This is a genomic window from Streptomyces sp. NPDC044984 (genome assembly GCF_040646935.1).
Lineage (GTDB): Bacteria > Actinomycetota > Actinomycetes > Streptomycetales > Streptomycetaceae > Streptomyces.
The window spans coordinates 53,747-68,548 of the sequence record NZ_JBEZBE010000020.1 but is presented as its reverse complement, the minus strand read 5'-3'; the positions used below and the strand labels follow the sequence as shown (position 1 = coordinate 68,548).

Genomic DNA, 14,802 nt, shown 5'->3' with positions numbered 1-14,802 from the left:
CGCCTACCAGCGGAAGGTGCGCATGCGCATCGCGTGGCGCAGCCGGGCGGCCTTGGCGCGGCGCGGCTGGACCCGGTCGCGCAGTTCCCGGGCCTCGGCGAGTTCGCGCAGGAACCGGGCGCGGCGCCGCCGCCGCTCGGCCTCCGTCTCCGCCGGATCGGGTGCCCCGCGCGGTGACGGATCATCTCGGTCGTCCTGCTCAGGCATCGGTTCACCACCCCAGTCCGTCCCTCCCACCTTCCCCCGGACGACCGGTTTGACGCCAGCGAACGAGTGACGGGCGCACGGCTGGGGGCTTGCCGTGTGCGGGGACGCCGGGCCGACCGGGCCCGGTTAATGTTGACGCCATGCGTCTCCACGTCGTCGACCACCCTCTGGTCGCCCACAAGCTCACCGCGCTGCGCGACCAGCGCACCGACTCCGCGACCTTCCGCCGTCTCGCCGACGAGCTGGTCACCCTGCTCGCCTACGAGGCCACGCGCGACGTGCGCACCGAACAGGTCGACATCCAGACGCCGGTCGAGCGGACCACGGGGGTCAAGCTCTCCCACCCGCGTCCGCTGGTGGTGCCGATCCTGCGGGCCGGTCTCGGCATGCTGGACGGCATGGTCCGGCTGCTGCCGACCGCCGAGGTGGGCTTCCTCGGCATGATCCGCAACGAGGAGACGCTGCAGGCCTCGACGTACGCCACCCGGATGCCGGAGGACCTCTCCGGGCGCCAGGTCTACGTCCTGGACCCGATGCTCGCCACCGGCGGCACGCTGGTCGCGGCGATCCAGGAGCTGATCAGGCGCGGCGCGGACGACGTGACCGCCGTGGTGCTGCTGGCCGCGCCCGAGGGCGTCGAGGTCATGGAGCGCGAGCTGGCCGGCACCCCGGTGACGGTGGTGACGGCGTCGGTCGACGAGCGGCTCAACGAGCACGGCTACATCGTGCCGGGCCTCGGCGACGCGGGGGACCGGATGTACGGGACGGCGGAGTAGGACCCGCGGCCCCGCGGCTCAAGGGCTCAGGGGCTCAGCGGTTCTTCTTCGGCTCAGCAGTTCTTCTTCGGGGCGGGCGCCGCCTCGGGCTCGGCCAGGGCGGTCAGGGCCCGGTCGGCGTCCGCCTTCTTCGTCAGGGCCTCGAAGCCGTCGCCGATGATCAGGTCGACCTCGGTGCCCTTGCGGGCGGGGTCGGTGCGGCGTTCGGCGCCGGCGAGCTGGGTGCCGAGCACCGGCAGCGAGGTGTCGCCTGCGGCGGCGGGACCGAGGAACACGCCGATGCCCTTGACCTTCTTGTCGTACTCCTTGGTCGCGTTGCCGACCTCGCCGATCCTGAAGCCGCGCTTCTTCAGCTCGTCGGCGGTCTTCTGGGCGAGTCCGCCGCGGGTCGTGGCGTTGAGGACGTTGACCGTGATGGTCCCGGGCGCGGGCAGCGCCTTCGGCGCGGCCGTGCGGCTCACCGTGTCGGCGCAGGCCGCCTTGGTGCCGCTCGCGGAAGCGGGGTCGCCGTCGCCGGTGAACACGTCGATGAGCTGGAGCGTGCCCCAGCCGCCCACTCCGAGCACGGCTGCGGAGGCGACGGACAGGACGACGAGCCTGCCGCGCCGCCGGGGCCGGCGCATCCGCGGGTACTTGTCACCCGTGATCCGGTACTGGCCGCCCATGCCGGGTGGAGTGAGCATGCTCATGAGCGCAGCGTAGTGCGCTCGGACGACAATGCATACCGGATGATCATCCGACCGTGTGCAGCGCAACCCTAAAGGGTCAAACCGGGTCCCGGAGGGGACGCCTGCCGGGCGTCAGTCCAGTTCGAGGACGCGGGCGTGCAGCACCTGGCGCTGCTGGAGCGCGGCCCGCACCGCGCGGTGCAGCCCGTCCTCCAGGTACAGATCGCCCCGCCACTTCACGACGTGCGCGAAGAGGTCGCCGTAGAAGGTCGAGTCCTCGGCGAGGAGGGTCTCGAGGTCGAGCTGCTGCTTGGTCGTCACGAGCTGATCGAGGCGGACCGGGCGCGGCGCGACGTCCGCCCACTGCCGGGTGCTTTCCCGGCCGTGGTCGGGGTACGGCCGGCCGTTTCCGATGCGCTTGAAGATCACACGGAAAGCCTACCGGTCAACGCGTTCCGGGCGCAGCCATGGCGACGCAGTGCGACGCCGGAAAAGACACCCGAATGCGGGGCGAAACGGAAGGGTGTTCTGAGGTGGCGACCGGGAGATCGGGCCGTCGGCCGCCGCTTCCGAGGCGCCCACCCGTTCTCCCGTCCTCACCGGGGAGGCCTCCGCCGTCCTCACCGGGAGGCCTCCGTCCGCGTCCCGGCTCAGCTCGCGCGCCAGTACCCCAGCGCGTGCACCCGCTGCTTCGGCACGCCCAGTTCCTTGCGCGCGAACGCCGACAGCGCACGGGTGGTCGCGGTGTCGCAGGCGATCCACACGTACGGGTCGGTCTCGTCCTTCAGCAGGTCCGGCAGTTGGGACCGCACCTCGGTGACGAGACGCGCGCCCGCGTCGCCGCGCGGCACCCGCCGTACGTCGTGCAGGCCCGGTTCGGCGCGCAGGGGCAGCCCGTCCGTGTCGCCCTCCAGCCAGATCGTCGCCGGAGTGGTGCCGAGGGAGTCGAGGAGGGAGTTGATCGCCGGCAGGGAGGCCGGGTCGCCGACGGCGACGACGTGCGACGGCTCGGGGTCCGGCCGCTCGAAGCCCGTGCCCTGCACGGTCGCCTCGATGGTGTCGCCGGGCTCCGCCGCCCTGGCCCAGTCGCTGGCGCACCCCTCGTGCAGCGCGAACTCCAGGCCGAAGGTGCCGGCCGCCGGGTCCGGGTCGACCAGGGTGTACGCCCGCTGGTGCGGCTTGCCCGCGTTGGTGAACCACAGCCGCACCCACATCGTCGGGTGGACGCCCGTCGCCGCCAGCATCCCGCCGTCGGTGAAGCGCAGCCGCCGGTAGTCGGCGGTGACGTCCTCCGCGCGGGTCACGGTGAACGTGAAGTCCTTCGCGCGGAACAGCTTGAGGACCGCGCCCTCCCAACCCCGCCCCTGTCCCATCGCGTCTTCACCCTTCGCGTACGATTCCGCCACGGTTTACTTAGGGGAGCCTAACCTAATGGGAAATGAGGGCACAGTGGGCGGCGAGATCTTCCGGGACCCCTGGGGCATCCCCCATCTGCGCGCGGAGAGCGCGAACGGGCTCGCGTACGCCCAGGGCCGGGTCACCGCCCTCGACCGGGCCTGGCAGCTCGAGGTCGAACGGCACCGCGCGCAGGGCACCTCGGCCTCGTTCCTCGGCCCCGAGGCACTCCCCTGGGACCGGTTCGCCCGCCGCGCCCGCCTGGCCGACACGGCCCGCCGCTGCTGGACCGCACTGCGGCGGACGGACCCGGAGACGGCGGAGTGGGTACGGGCGTACGTGTCCGGCGTGAACGACGGCCTGGCATCCGCCGGGGGCCCGGGCTCCGGCCTGTCCGCAGATGGCGGGAGCCCGGTGTCCGGGACCGGCTCCGCGCCTGCCGAGTCCGTCGCGCCTGCCGCGCCCGCCGGGGACGCGGGTTCCGGTCCGCCGGCCGCCGGCTCCGGACCTCGGGCCGACGCGCCGGGCGGCCGCCCCGCCGTGAGCGCGGCCGGGGCCCCGCCGGCGGACCACACCGACGGGTCCCCGGCCGGGCAGGCCGGCGGCGGGGACCAGGTGTCCGGAGCCGCTCCCGAGTTCGCCCGCGCGGGCCTGCGCCCCGGTCGCTGGGAGCCCTGGACCCCGCTCGCGGTCTGGCTCTCCACCCACATCCTGTTCGCCGGCTTCCCCGCCAAGCTCTGGCGCGCGCACATCACCGCCCACCTCGGCGCGGACGCCGTCGGCCTGTTCGCCTCCGACGGTCCCGGCACCGCCGGCAGCAACGGCTGGCTGGTCACCGGGGACCGCACGGTCACCGGGCACGCGGTCATCGCCGGGGACCCGCACCGCTTCATCGAGGACCCCGGCGTCTACCAGCAGATCCGCCTGTCCTGCCCGGAGTTCGACGTCGTCGGCCTCGCCGTGCCCGGCGTCCCCGGCATCGCCCACTTCGGTCACACCGGCACGGTCGCCTGGGCCATCACCAACGCCATGGCCGACTACCAGGACCTCTACCGCGAGCGGCTGCGGCGCACCGGCGCCGGAGTGGAGGCGCTCGGCCCGGACGGGACGTGGCAGCGTGCCGTCCGGCACACCGAGACCGTCGAGGTGGCGGGCGAGGAGCCGGTCGAGGTCGAGATCGTCGAGACCGACCGCGGCCCCGTCGTCATCGGCGGCCCCGAGGGCCTCGACGACGGCGTGCCCGAGCCGGGCGAACCCCCGCTCGCCGTCGCCCTGCGCTACCCGCCCCGCGTCACCGGCGACCTCGGCTTCGGCGCCCTGCTGCCGCTGCTGCGGGCCCGCCGGGCCGCCGACGTGGACCGGGCCGTCGACCGGTGGGCCGAACCGGTCAACGTGGTCATGGCCGCCGACACCGAGGGCGGCACCCTGCACCGGGTGGCCGGCCGGGTCCCGGTCCGTTCCGAGGCCAACCGGACCCGCCTGGTGCCGGCGTGGGAGCCCGGCCACGAGTGGCGGGGCTGGCACGAGTCACCGCGCGCCGGACTGACCGACGGCGTCGCCGTGATGGCGAACCAGCGCGGCCCGGCGACCCCGCTGGGCGTCGAGTTCGCCCCGCCGCACCGCGCCGACCGCATCACCGCGCTGCTGGGCCGGCAGACCCGCTGGTCCGCCGCCGACATGTCCGCCATCCACATGGACACCCACCTCGCCTCCGCCGCCCCCCTGCTGGAACTCCTCGCCACCCTCGACGGCCCCGCGGAGAGCGGTCTCGCGGAGAGCGGTCCCGAGAAGAGCGGCCCCGAGGAGAGCGGTCCCGCCGCCCTGAGCGCCCCCGCCGCCGCCCTGCGCGACCGCCTCCTGCGATGGGACCGCCGGATGGACGCGGACAGTGCCGACGCGGCCGTCTTCGCGGCGGTGCGGAGCGCGGTCGTACGCCGGCTCGCCGCGCAGCCCGCCTTCGCCACGGCCGCCACGCCACCCCCGTACCCCGAGGTCTTCCGCCCCTGGCTCGCCCTCGTCCCGCGCGTCGGCCACGCCCTCGAACACCTCCTCTCCGCCGGGGAACTGTTCGGCATCGACCGCCCGGCGGTGGTCCGCGCGGCCCTGGAGGAGGTGGCCGCCCGGCCGCCCGCCGGCACCTGGGGCGACACCCACCGCCTGGCCCCCTGGCGGGCGCTGCCGCCGACGACGCCGTACGAAGAGCCCGGCCTCTCCGGCGACCACGACTGCGTGCTGTGCACCTCCCCGGTGCCCGGCCTCACCGACCTCGCGGCGCGCGGCCCGGCCGCCCGCTACGTCTGGGACCTGGCCGACCGGGAGAACAGCCGCTGGGTGGTGCCGCTGGGCGCGTCCGGCGTTCCCGGCTCACCCCACCACCGCGACCAGCAGCCCCTGTGGCTCGCCGGAGACCTGGCCCCGGTCCTCACCGACTGGGCACAGCTGATGAAGGAGACCGATGTCTGACCCGTACGCCTCCCGCACCGCCGTCCACGAGCAGGAGGTCGACGGCTTCGGCACCGTACGCGTCCTGCCGCTGGACCCGGCCGCCGACGCGCCCCTCCTGCACCGCTGGGTGAGCGAGGAACGCGCCGTCTTCTGGGGCATGAACGGCCTCACCGTCCAGCGGGTCGCCGAGATCTACGCCCACATGGACACCCTCGACACCCACCACGCCTACCTCGTCCTCAAGGACGGCGAACCCGCCGCGCTGTTCCAGACGTACGACCCGGAGGCCGACCGCGTCGGCGAGTGCTACCCCGTCGAACCCGGTGACATCGGCGTCCACCTGCTGCTCGCCCCCGCCGGCGCCGGGAGCCCGCGCCCCGGCTGGACCGCCGCCCTGGTGGGCGTCCTCACCGCGTACGTCCTGCTCGGCCTCGACCGGAAGCGCCTGGTGGTCGACCCGGACGTGGCCAACGAGAAGGCCGTCGCCCGCTTCCTCAAGCAGGGTTTCACCGCCGGTCCCGCGGTCGTCCTGCCGGAGATCGACCTCCCGGACGTGTACCTGCCCGAGAAGAAGGCGCAACTCGCCTTCCTCACCCGCGAGGTAGCCTTCGGCGGGTGACCCCCGACGACCTCGTCGCCCACTACGGACTGGAGCCGATCCCCCGCGAGGGCGGCCGGTTCCGGCAGACCTGGGCCGGTCCCGCACGCCCCGACGGTCGCCCCGAGGGCACCGCCGTCGTCGTCCTGCTCACCGACGCCCCCGGCGACTTCTCCGCGATGCACCGCCTCCCCACCGACGAGATCTGGCACTTCCACCTCGGCGACCCGCTCGACCTGCTCCTCCTCGCCCCCGACGGCACCGCCCGCACCCCCGTGCTCGGCCCGGACGTCCTCGGCGGCCAGCACGTCCAGCTCACCGTCCCGGCCGGCACCTGGATGGGCGCGCGGGTGGCGGCCGGCGGCGCCTGGACGCTGTTCGGCTGCACGATGGCACCCGGCTTCACCTACGAGGGCTACGAGCACGGCGACGCGGCGGAACTGACGGGGCGTCACCCCGAGTGGGCGGCGCTCATCACGGAACTCTGCCGGCCATGAGCGAGCGGGGTCTGCTGCACGGCCAGGTCGCCCTGGTCACGGGCGCGGGCGGCGGCATCGGCCGGGGCATCGCGCGGCGGTTCGCCGAGGAGGGCGCGGCCGTCGCGCTGCACTGCCGCACCTCGACGGAGTCCGCGCGGGAGACCGCCGACCGCATCCGCGCGTCGGGCGGCGCGGCCGTCGTCCTCCGCGCGGACCTCACCGACGAGGACGCCTGCCGCCGCGTGGTGGCCGAGGCGGCCGACCGGTTCGGCGGCCGGCTGACCGCGCTCGTCAACAACGCCGGCGTCCAGCCGGTCCGGGAACTCGCCGGAATGACGGTGGCCGAGTGGCGGACGGTCGTGGACACCAACCTCACCACCGTCTTCGCCTGCACCCGGGCGGCGGCGGAGCTCATGCGGGACCAGGACGGCGGCGGCACCGTCACCCACGTCGCCTCGGTCGAGGCCCGCAACCCGGCGCCCGGCCACGCCCACTACGGCGCCGCCAAGGCGGCGGTGGTGGCGCACGCCCGTTCGGCGGCCCAGGAGTACGGGCCGTGGGGCGTGCGCGTCAACACCGTCTCGCCCGGCCTGATCGACCGGGAGGGTCTGGCCGACGCCTGGCCGGAGGGCGTACGCCGCTGGCGGCAGGCGTCCGCCGTGGGCCGGCTCGGCCGGCCGGAGGACGTCGGTGACGCCTGCGTGTTCCTCGCCTCCCGGCTCGCGTCCTGGGTGACGGGCCACGACCTGGTGGTGGACGGAGGGGTCTCGGCCCGGCCGACCTGGTGAGCCGGCGAGGGGAGAGGGCCGCCCGGCCGGCCTGGTGAGCACACCGGGCCCGCCGTCCGTACGTAACCCGGAGCCGGAACGGCCGGGAGGCGGGTACGACGTGGAGCGACGGCGGAACGGGGCGGCGGGCGATGACGGACGGGACGGAACCCCGGGCAGCCGCGGAACCCGGCGACTTCGAGGGCTGGTGCTGCTGGGCACCGTGCTGGTCCTGCTCCTCCTCGGCGGAGCGGCCCCGGCGAGCGCCCACGCCGCCCTCCGCGGCAGCGACCCCGGGGACGGAAGCGTCGTCGAGTCCGCGCCCCGCCACCTCACCCTGACCTTCACGGAGTCCGTCGGCCTGCTCGAGGACTCCTTCCGCGTCTACGGCCCCGACAACCGTCGGGTCCCCCTCGGCGAGCCGCAGCACGCGGACGGCGCCTCCGACACCGCCCGCGCGGACCTGCCCGGCGGCCTGGCCGACGGCACGTACACGGTGGCCTGGCGGGTCGTCTCCGCCGACAGTCACCCGGTCTCCGGGGCCTTCACCTTCTCCGTCGGCGAGCCCTCGCCCACCGCACCGGCGGCACCCGCGGCGTCCGCCGGGCACCCGGTCACCAAGAGCCTCTACGACACCGGCCGCTATCTCGCGTACATCGCCGCCGCGCTGCTCATCGGCACGGCGGCGTTCGCGGCGCTGTGCCGGCCACCGGACCCGGCCCCGCTGCGGCTGCCGCTGCTCACCGGCTGGTGGACCCTGCTGACGGCCACGGCCGCCCTGCTCGTCCTGCGCGCCCCGTACGAGAACGGCACCTCGCCGGTGACCGCCCTCGACCCCTCGGCGTTCACCGACACCCTCACCGGACGCCCGGGCCTCGCCCTGCTGACCCGCCTCGCCCTGCTGTCGGCGGCGGTGCTCCTCCTGCCGCTCGTCCGGCGCCGCTCCCCCCGCACCCGCCTGGCGGCCGGTGCGGCCCTCTCCCTCGCCCTGGCGCTGACCTGGGCGGCGGCCGAACACGCCTCCGCCGGTGTCCAGGTCCCGTCGGCCATGACGTCGTCCGTGCTCCACCTGCTGGCGACGGCGTGCTGGCTCGGCGGCCTGACGGCCCTGCTCCTCACCCTCCACCGCGCGAAGACCCCGCCGCCGGTCACCGTGGTCACGCGCTTCTCCCGCCTGGCCTCCGCCTCGGTGACCGTCCTCGTCGTCACCGGCGTCTACCAGTCCTGGCGCGGCCTCGGCTCCTGGTCCGCCCTCACGGAGACGTCGTACGGCCGGACCCTGACGGTCAAGCTCGCCGCGACGGTCTTCCTGCTGTCGGCGGCGGCACTGTCCCGCCGCTGGACGGCCCTGTTGGCGCGACCGACGAGGACTCCGGCGGCGGTCGGGGAACGCGTACCGGAACTGGTGGGGGCGTCCGGAACCCCTCCGGAGCCGGAGCCGGGGCCGGGGCCGATGACTCCACCGACGAAAGGACCGGACGGACCGGATGGACCGGATGGACCGGATGGACCGGATGGACCGGGCGGATTGGATGCACCGGACGAATCGGATGGATTGGGCGGGCCGGAGGACCGCCTCCGCCGCGCCCTGCGCCGCTCCGTACTGGCCGAGGTCGTCGTGGCCGTGGTCGTCCTGCTGGTCACCACGGTGCTGACCGGCACCCTCCCCGCCCGCGCGGAGGCGGAGGCGGCCAGGGCGCCCGAGCCGCAGGTGGCCGGCCTCCCCGGGGCGGAGGCGTTCACGATCCCCTACGACGTGGGCACCCCCGGCGGCCGGGGCACGGTGCAGCTCACGATGGACCCGGGCCGGGTCGGCGAGAACGGCCTCCAGGCGGTGGTCTTCGGCCCCCGGGGCGCCCTGACCTTCGTCCCCGAACTCCGCCTCTCCTTCACCCTCGCGGCGAAGGACGTCGGCCCCATCGACGCGAAGCTGACCGACCGGGGCGGCTACTGGGCCACCAACGACCTCGACCTCCCCCTTGAAGGCACCTGGACGATGAAACTGACGATCCGGGTCTCCGAGGTGGACCAGGTGAGCGAGACCCGCCCGGTGGAGATCACCCGCTGAACACGCGGCAGGCCGTCGACGAGGCGTGACACGTAAGGATTTCGTCATCCGTCACGCTGTTCCGGACGGCCGGTCCGCCCCGTTGGATGGGAGCCGAGACAGGTGATTCCCAGGAAGGTGGGCGACATGGGGCGGGTGCGGAGCGCGCTGCTCAGACCGTGGATGGCCGGAGTGCTGGTGGTGGCGGTCGCCGGGGCCGGCTTCGGGTTGTACTGGTTCCAGCCGTGGAAGCTGTGGCAGGACGAGACGGTGCGGGAGGCGCTGCCCGAGGCCACGGCGGTCGCCTCGGCACCGCCCGCCGAGGCACCGTCCGGGGCGACGGCCACCCCGCCTCCGGCCGGGCCGACGACCCTGGCGAGCGGCGAGCTGATCAGCCACGAGCACGCGACGTCCGGCACGGTGAAGTTCGTGCGGCTGGCCGACGGCAGCCATGTGGTGCGCCTGGAAGGACTCGACACCAGCAACGGCCCCGACCTGCACGTGTGGCTGACCGACGCGCCGGTGAAGGAGGGACGCGCCGGCTGGCACGTCTTCGACGACGGCCGGTACGTCAGCCTCGGCAAGCTCAAGGGCAACAAGGGCAGCCAGAACTACACCGTCCCCGAGGACGTCGACCCGTCCCGCTACACCAGCGTCAGCATCTGGTGCGACCGCTTCGACGTCTCCTTCGGCGCGGCGGAACTCGCCCGCGCCTGAGGACGTCACGGCGGCACGTCATGCCGTCACGCCGTCCCGCAGCGACTGCGGAGGATCTCCACACCGTCGCCTTCGAGATCGTCGCAGTACGCCGCACGCCCGGTCATGGCCATGATCAGGGCCGTGGTGCTGCCGGACACGAGGGGCCCGGAACCGGCCGTGAACGGTCCGTCGTCGGCCACGAGCTCCAGACCGTCGATGCGTCCCTTGGCGACGACCACGAGGTCCGAGCCCCGGTAGTACTCGGCCGTCCGGGTGACGACGTCGATCGGATGGTCACGGCGGATGCCCAGCGGGCGCCGGATGTCCTCCCCGTGCACGATCGTCTCGCCCAGCAGGGCGATGGTGGGCAGGAGCGGCTTGGTCGTGCTCGGGACGACGCGCCGGAAGCGTTCGAGGGTCTCGCCCGGGGTCGCACCGAGCTGCTCGGCCAGCCGCACGGCCACCTGCCTGTCGAAGTCGAACCGGCAGCGGATCACACCCGCCAGCCAGCGCACGGTGTTGAGGCTCGCGCCCGCGGTCAGGTGCGCCAGCACCTCCCGCACCGTCAGACCGGCGCAGAGCGAGGGAGTCTCCCACTGCTCGTCCGTCAGATCCGCGAGATCGTCCGCCAGCGCCGCCCGCTCGGCGTGGATCAAGGACCATGTCCCGGTGTCGCGATTGCGGTCCGCGGTCAGTGCCGGATCAGTCATTCGGGCTGGACTCCTGTCAAGGACGGTGGTCGGGAGCGTTCCATGCGGAGACTCCCGCTCCGGAACGAATTCATCGCCGGTGAGCGGCCTTTGTCCAGGCCCCGTGCCAAGCGCCGAGCAACTCCTCGGGCCCGTACACCGCTTGACGGCCGGAACAAGTGGCCCCACTGCGGGAGACCGTCACGAACGGTACCGGCTCATCGGTGATCGCTGCCCGGTGCTTCCGCGGCGCTGCCGGGCCGTGCCTGTCGAACGCGGGGTTCTCCGGCCATTCGACAGAACCGAGGAAGAACGACTTCCCGGCGTCGTGGGCGGGCAGCTCGTCGCGGGTGGCACCGGGGTCGCCGCGAAGCGCGCCGGTGGCGCCAAGGCCACCGTGGGCGCCGTTCAGGCCGCCGCCCGGGCCGCCGGCCTGAGCCGAGGGCTCGGATTCGGCACCCTGATCGCGCCCGGCTCGGATCCCGTCTGCTACGACACCCCCCGTGGAGTCGTCCGACGCCGTGACGGGCACCTTCCGCCGGAGCCGTGCCTGAAGGCTCCCTGCCGCCGTGTCCCCCGAAGAACCCGAAGAAGGAGACCGCTCATGTCCGAAGGCCCCCTGTGGAGCACCGACCTCGGCGCCCCGCTCCACATCGACACGGACGCCAACCCGGACCTCTGGGGCTACCTCCACCTCCGGATCGACAGGAAGACCTTCAAGGAATGGCTGGACCTGCACCTGACCGGCCTGGCCGCCGTCCACGGCGTGGAGCTCACCCGCGGACTCCGGCGATTCCACAAGAGCTTCTACGAACGGACGATCGTCACGCTCCGGGACAAGCTCCAGGCCGACGAGGCGTTCGTCTACCACCCCGTCCCGCTGACCTGCATGCCGCTGGTGACGCACGCCACCCGCATCCACTGCGAGGCCCGTGACGCGTCCTCCTGCGAGGGGATCACCGCGGCCACGGTGCCGCACCCGGAGACCCCCGGGTGGCGGCAGCGAACCGGCAGCATTCCGTTCCCCTCTCCGCACCTGGGCGCGGACGGGGTCCGGGTCACCCGCTCCCACCCCGCGGACAGCACCATCGCGATGACCTCGGTGACGTACCACTGGCACACCCCGCCCGGCCTCCCCGACGTCCTGCTGCGCGGGCACCACGACGATCCGGAAGTGATCGCCGCGGCACTGGAGCCCCTGGACGACTTCGCGCGGACGCTCCGGCTTCCCGGGGCGGCCCATTGACCGGCGCCGCCGGGGTCTGAACCGGATCCTCGGCTTGCGCCCGACGCTGCGGACGAGCCCGGTCGTCTCCCGTACGCCCGGTGCCGGGAGTCTCCCCGGCGCACACCGTGCTTCGCGCGGGGCGACACGGAGGCGCCGGTCCGCGCCCGACAACGTCGAAGGGCCCCCTGTTTCCAGGGGGCCCTTCGACATCGTGCCCGGTGAGGCACTGGCGGAGGATACGAGATTCGAACTCGTGAGGGGTTGCCCCCAACACGCTTTCCAAGCGTGCGCCCTAGGCCTCTAGGCGAATCCTCCGGTGGGAACATTACATGACCGAGAGGAGTGCTCGCGAACTCGTTCCTCACCCGCGACATGGGGTAGCCTCTGCCGTAGCCCCTCACGCGGCGCTATCTGACTGAACTCCCCCAGGGCCGGAAGGCAGCAAGGGTAGGTCGGCTCTGGCGGGTGCGTGGGGGGCGCTTGCGTTTCCGGCGCCGGGGCCGGTTGTCGGTGGGCGCCTATAACCTCGTATGCGTGTCGTCTCTCGCGCTCTACCGCCGTTACCGCCCGGAGTCCTTCGCCGAGGTCATCGGGCAGGAGCATGTCACCGACCCGTTGCAACAGGCGCTGCGGAACAACCGGGTCAATCACGCGTACCTGTTCAGCGGTCCGCGCGGATGCGGCAAGACGACCAGCGCGCGGATCCTGGCGCGGTGCCTGAACTGCGAGCAGGGCCCGACCCCGACGCCGTGCGGGGAGTGCCAGTCCTGCCGGGACCTCGCGCGCAACGGGCCCGGTTCGATCGACGTCATCGAGATCGACGCCGCTTCCCACGGTGGTGTGGACGACGCCCGTGACCTGCGCGAGAAGGCGTTCTTCGGGCCCGCGGGCAGCCGGTACAAGATCTACATCATCGACGAGGCCCACATGGTCACGTCGGCCGGTTTCAACGCGCTGCTCAAGGTCGTCGAGGAGCCCCCGGAGCATCTGAAGTTCATCTTCGCGACCACCGAGCCCGAGAAGGTCATCGGAACCATCCGGTCGCGTACGCACCACTACCCGTTCCGGCTGGTGCCGCCCGGCACGCTGCGGGATTACCTCGGCGAGGTGTGCGGCAAGGAGGACATCCCCGTCGAGGAGGGCGTGCTGCCGCTCGTCGTGCGGGCCGGCGCCGGGTCCGTGCGTGACTCGATGTCCGTCATGGACCAGCTCCTCGCCGGCGCGGGTGCGGACGGTGTGACGTACGCCATGGCCACCTCCCTGCTGGGGTACACGGACGGCTCGCTGCTCGACTCCGTCGTCGAGGCCTTCGCGACCGGTGACGGCGCCGCCGCTTTCGAGGTCGTCGACCGGGTGATCGAGGGGGGTAACGATCCGCGGCGGTTCGTCGCCGATCTGCTGGAGCGGCTGCGGGACCTCGTCATCCTCGCCGCCGTTCCCGATGCCGCCGAGAAGGGGCTCATCGACGCCCCCGCCGACGTGATCGAGCGGATGCAGGCACAGGCCGGCACCTTCGGGGCCGCCGAGCTGAGCCGCGCCGCCGACCTCGTCAACGAGGGGCTCACCGAGATGCGCGGCGCCAACTCGCCGCGCCTCCAGCTCGAGCTGATCTGCGCGCGCGTGCTGCTGCCCGCCGCCTACGGCGACGAGCGCTCGGTCATGGCCCGGCTGGACCGGATCGAGCGCGGGGTGAACTTCTCCGCGGGCGGCACCGGCGCCGGTGTGCCCGCCGCGGGGTACGTACCCGGGCCGGAGGTCCACGGAGGAGCGCCGGCGGGCCAGGCGGCTCAGGCGCCGGTCGCGCCGGGTGGGGGTCCCGCGGCCGCCCGGGCGGCGGTACGGGGGGCAGGTCCGGCCCCCGCTCCGGCCCCGGCCGCGCCTGCTCCTGCTCCTGCTCCCGCTCCCGCTCCTGCTCCCGCGCCTGTTCCTCCCGCCCCGCAGGCTCAGCCTCCGGCGGCCGTCCCGGCCCCGGCACCGGCCCCTGCGGCCCCCGGTGCCTGGCCCACCGCCGCCTCCGCCGGCAGCGGTGGCCGTCGGCCCGGCGGCTGGCCCACGGCTGCGGCTGCGGGCGGGGGGCAGCCCCCGGCCGCACCCGGCGCACCCGCGCCGGCACCTGCGCCGATGTCCGCGCCCACGCCCGCGCCCGCTCCCCAGTCGGCCCCCGCGCCCTCGGGTGGCGGTGGCGGTCTCGACCCCCGCATGCTCTGGCCGAACATCCTGGAGACGGTCAAGAACCGTCGTCGCTTCACCTGGATCCTGCTCAGCCAGAACGCCCAGGTGACCGGCTTCGACGGCACGACGCTGCAGATCGGCTTCGTGAACGCCGGCGCGCGGGACAACTTCCTCAGCAGCGGCAGCGAGGACGTACTGCGCCAGGCGCTGGCCGAGCAGTTCAACGTGCAGTGGAAGATCGAGGCGATCGTCGACGCGTCCGGTGGCGGGGGCATGGCGGCCCCGGCCGCACCGCCCGGCGGCCGTAACGACGGCGGGTACGGCAGCGGGTACGGCGGTGGCGGCACCGGTGCCGGAAGCGGCCAGCGCCCGCCCGCTCCCCAGGCGAGCGCCCCGCCCGTGCCGCCGGCGAGCACCGCCCCGGCAGCGCCCGTGCCCGTCCCCAGCGCCGCTCCCGCCCCGGCCCCCCGCCCGTCCGCCCCGGAGCCGCCGCCCCCCGTCTCGCCCGAGGACGACGTCCCCGAGGACGACGACCCCGACCTGGACGAGTCCGCCCTCTCCGGGCAGGAACTGCTCGTCCGCGAGCTGGGCGCGACGGTCGTCGAGGAGCTCACGAACGACTAGGGGCCTGG

At 74.0% G+C, this 14,802-nt stretch carries 14 protein-coding genes, 1 tRNA gene, 1 other RNA gene and 1 pseudogene; 10 read left to right on the top strand and 7 right to left on the bottom strand.

Annotated elements, in window-relative coordinates:
- Positions 1-3: 3 nt before the first annotated feature.
- A complete protein-coding gene (locus AB0A94_RS22225) occupies positions 4-207 on the bottom strand; it encodes a hypothetical protein (protein ID WP_361746766.1) in 204 nt (67 codons plus the stop codon).
- Between the two features lie 140 nt (positions 208-347).
- Between AB0A94_RS22225 and upp the strand changes: the two genes are divergently transcribed.
- Positions 348-983, top strand: a complete 636-nt coding sequence (gene upp, locus AB0A94_RS22220) for a uracil phosphoribosyltransferase (RefSeq protein WP_361746764.1) — start codon at positions 348-350, stop codon at positions 981-983.
- Positions 984-1,036: 53 nt separating this feature from the next.
- Here the strand turns inward: upp and AB0A94_RS22215 are convergent, their stop codons facing one another.
- The 3 genes from AB0A94_RS22215 to AB0A94_RS22205 form a co-directional block, all read right to left on the bottom strand.
- Positions 1,037-1,648, bottom strand: a complete 612-nt coding sequence (locus tag AB0A94_RS22215) for a LytR C-terminal domain-containing protein (RefSeq protein ID WP_361746918.1) — start codon at positions 1,646-1,648, stop codon at positions 1,037-1,039.
- A gap of 135 nt (positions 1,649-1,783) precedes the next feature.
- Positions 1,784-2,080 (bottom strand): type II toxin-antitoxin system VapB family antitoxin, encoded by a 297-nt coding sequence (locus AB0A94_RS22210; protein WP_004929488.1) that lies wholly within the window; start codon positions 2,078-2,080, stop codon positions 1,784-1,786.
- A gap of 221 nt (positions 2,081-2,301) precedes the next feature.
- Positions 2,302-3,024: a siderophore-interacting protein gene (locus AB0A94_RS22205; protein ID WP_361746762.1), complete on the bottom strand. Its 723-nt coding sequence runs from the start codon at positions 3,022-3,024 to the stop codon at positions 2,302-2,304.
- A gap of 76 nt (positions 3,025-3,100) precedes the next feature.
- Between AB0A94_RS22205 and AB0A94_RS22200 the strand changes: the two genes are divergently transcribed.
- From AB0A94_RS22200 to AB0A94_RS22175, 6 genes are all read left to right on the top strand, one after another.
- Positions 3,101-5,509 (top strand): penicillin acylase family protein, encoded by a 2,409-nt coding sequence (locus AB0A94_RS22200; protein WP_361746760.1) that lies wholly within the window; start codon positions 3,101-3,103, stop codon positions 5,507-5,509.
- The gene (locus AB0A94_RS22195; RefSeq protein WP_361746758.1) at positions 5,502-6,110 is read left to right on the top strand and encodes a GNAT family N-acetyltransferase; all 609 of its coding nucleotides are present in this window, start codon (positions 5,502-5,504) and stop codon (positions 6,108-6,110) included. The genes AB0A94_RS22200 and AB0A94_RS22195 overlap by 8 nt, the downstream gene beginning before the upstream one ends.
- On the top strand, positions 6,107-6,586 hold the full coding sequence (locus AB0A94_RS22190) for a cupin domain-containing protein (RefSeq protein WP_361746756.1): 480 nt from the start codon (positions 6,107-6,109) through the stop codon (positions 6,584-6,586). Before AB0A94_RS22195 ends, AB0A94_RS22190 begins: the two co-directional genes overlap by 4 nt.
- Entirely contained in the window at positions 6,583-7,356 is a 774-nt protein-coding gene (locus AB0A94_RS22185) for a glucose 1-dehydrogenase (RefSeq protein ID WP_361746754.1), read from the top strand. The genes AB0A94_RS22190 and AB0A94_RS22185 overlap by 4 nt, the downstream gene beginning before the upstream one ends.
- A 187-nt stretch (positions 7,357-7,543) precedes the next feature.
- A complete protein-coding gene (locus AB0A94_RS22180; RefSeq protein WP_361746916.1) occupies positions 7,544-9,403 on the top strand; it encodes a copper resistance protein CopC in 1,860 nt (619 codons plus the stop codon).
- 126 nt (positions 9,404-9,529) lie between these two features.
- Complete coding sequence (locus AB0A94_RS22175; protein ID WP_361746751.1) at positions 9,530-10,099, top strand: DM13 domain-containing protein; 570 nt, start codon at positions 9,530-9,532, stop codon at positions 10,097-10,099.
- A gap of 26 nt (positions 10,100-10,125) precedes the next feature.
- Here the strand turns inward: AB0A94_RS22175 and AB0A94_RS22170 are convergent, their stop codons facing one another.
- Together AB0A94_RS22170 and AB0A94_RS22165 are read right to left on the bottom strand one after the other, a co-directional pair.
- A complete protein-coding gene (locus AB0A94_RS22170; protein WP_361746749.1) occupies positions 10,126-10,791 on the bottom strand; it encodes a maleylpyruvate isomerase family mycothiol-dependent enzyme in 666 nt (221 codons plus the stop codon).
- A 70-nt stretch (positions 10,792-10,861) separates the two neighbouring features.
- A pseudogene (locus AB0A94_RS22165) lies at positions 10,862-11,080 on the bottom strand (hypothetical protein); the annotation flags it as partial.
- A gap of 294 nt (positions 11,081-11,374) precedes the next feature.
- Here AB0A94_RS22165 and AB0A94_RS22160 point away from each other — a divergent pair.
- Positions 11,375-12,016: a hypothetical protein gene (locus tag AB0A94_RS22160; protein ID WP_361746747.1), complete on the top strand. Its 642-nt coding sequence runs from the start codon at positions 11,375-11,377 to the stop codon at positions 12,014-12,016.
- Positions 12,017-12,225: 209 nt separating this feature from the next.
- On the opposite strand, the gene AB0A94_RS22155 is transcribed toward AB0A94_RS22160, so the two are convergent.
- A tRNA-Ser gene (locus AB0A94_RS22155) sits at positions 12,226-12,313 on the bottom strand.
- A gap of 73 nt (positions 12,314-12,386) precedes the next feature.
- On the opposite strand from AB0A94_RS22155, the gene ffs reads away from it, so the two are divergent.
- Positions 12,387-12,485, top strand: an RNA gene (gene ffs, locus AB0A94_RS22150) — signal recognition particle sRNA small type.
- Between the two features lie 47 nt (positions 12,486-12,532).
- On the top strand, positions 12,533-14,794 hold the full coding sequence (locus AB0A94_RS22145; protein ID WP_361746746.1) for a DNA polymerase III subunit gamma and tau: 2,262 nt from the start codon (positions 12,533-12,535) through the stop codon (positions 14,792-14,794).
- The last annotated feature ends 8 nt before the right edge of the window (positions 14,795-14,802 follow it).

What these genes read in the sequence shown, in the direction of transcription:
- AB0A94_RS22185 (WP_361746754.1), top strand. Translation starts at nt 6,583, where the DNA reads ATGAGCGAGCGGGGTCTGCTGCACGGCCAGGTCGCCCTGGTCACGGGC.
- AB0A94_RS22215 (WP_361746918.1), bottom strand. Translation starts at nt 1,648, where the DNA reads ATGGGCGGCCAGTACCGGATCACGGGTGACAAGTACCCGCGGATGCGC.
- AB0A94_RS22170 (WP_361746749.1), bottom strand. Translation starts at nt 10,791, where the DNA reads ATGACTGATCCGGCACTGACCGCGGACCGCAATCGCGACACCGGGACA.
- AB0A94_RS22160 (WP_361746747.1), top strand. Translation starts at nt 11,375, where the DNA reads ATGTCCGAAGGCCCCCTGTGGAGCACCGACCTCGGCGCCCCGCTCCAC.
- AB0A94_RS22205 (WP_361746762.1), bottom strand. Translation starts at nt 3,024, where the DNA reads ATGGGACAGGGGCGGGGTTGGGAGGGCGCGGTCCTCAAGCTGTTCCGC.
- AB0A94_RS22175 (WP_361746751.1), top strand. Translation starts at nt 9,530, where the DNA reads ATGGGGCGGGTGCGGAGCGCGCTGCTCAGACCGTGGATGGCCGGAGTG.
- AB0A94_RS22195 (WP_361746758.1), top strand. Translation starts at nt 5,502, where the DNA reads ATGTCTGACCCGTACGCCTCCCGCACCGCCGTCCACGAGCAGGAGGTC.
- upp (WP_361746764.1), top strand. Translation starts at nt 348, where the DNA reads ATGCGTCTCCACGTCGTCGACCACCCTCTGGTCGCCCACAAGCTCACC.
- AB0A94_RS22225 (WP_361746766.1), bottom strand. Translation starts at nt 207, where the DNA reads ATGCCTGAGCAGGACGACCGAGATGATCCGTCACCGCGCGGGGCACCC.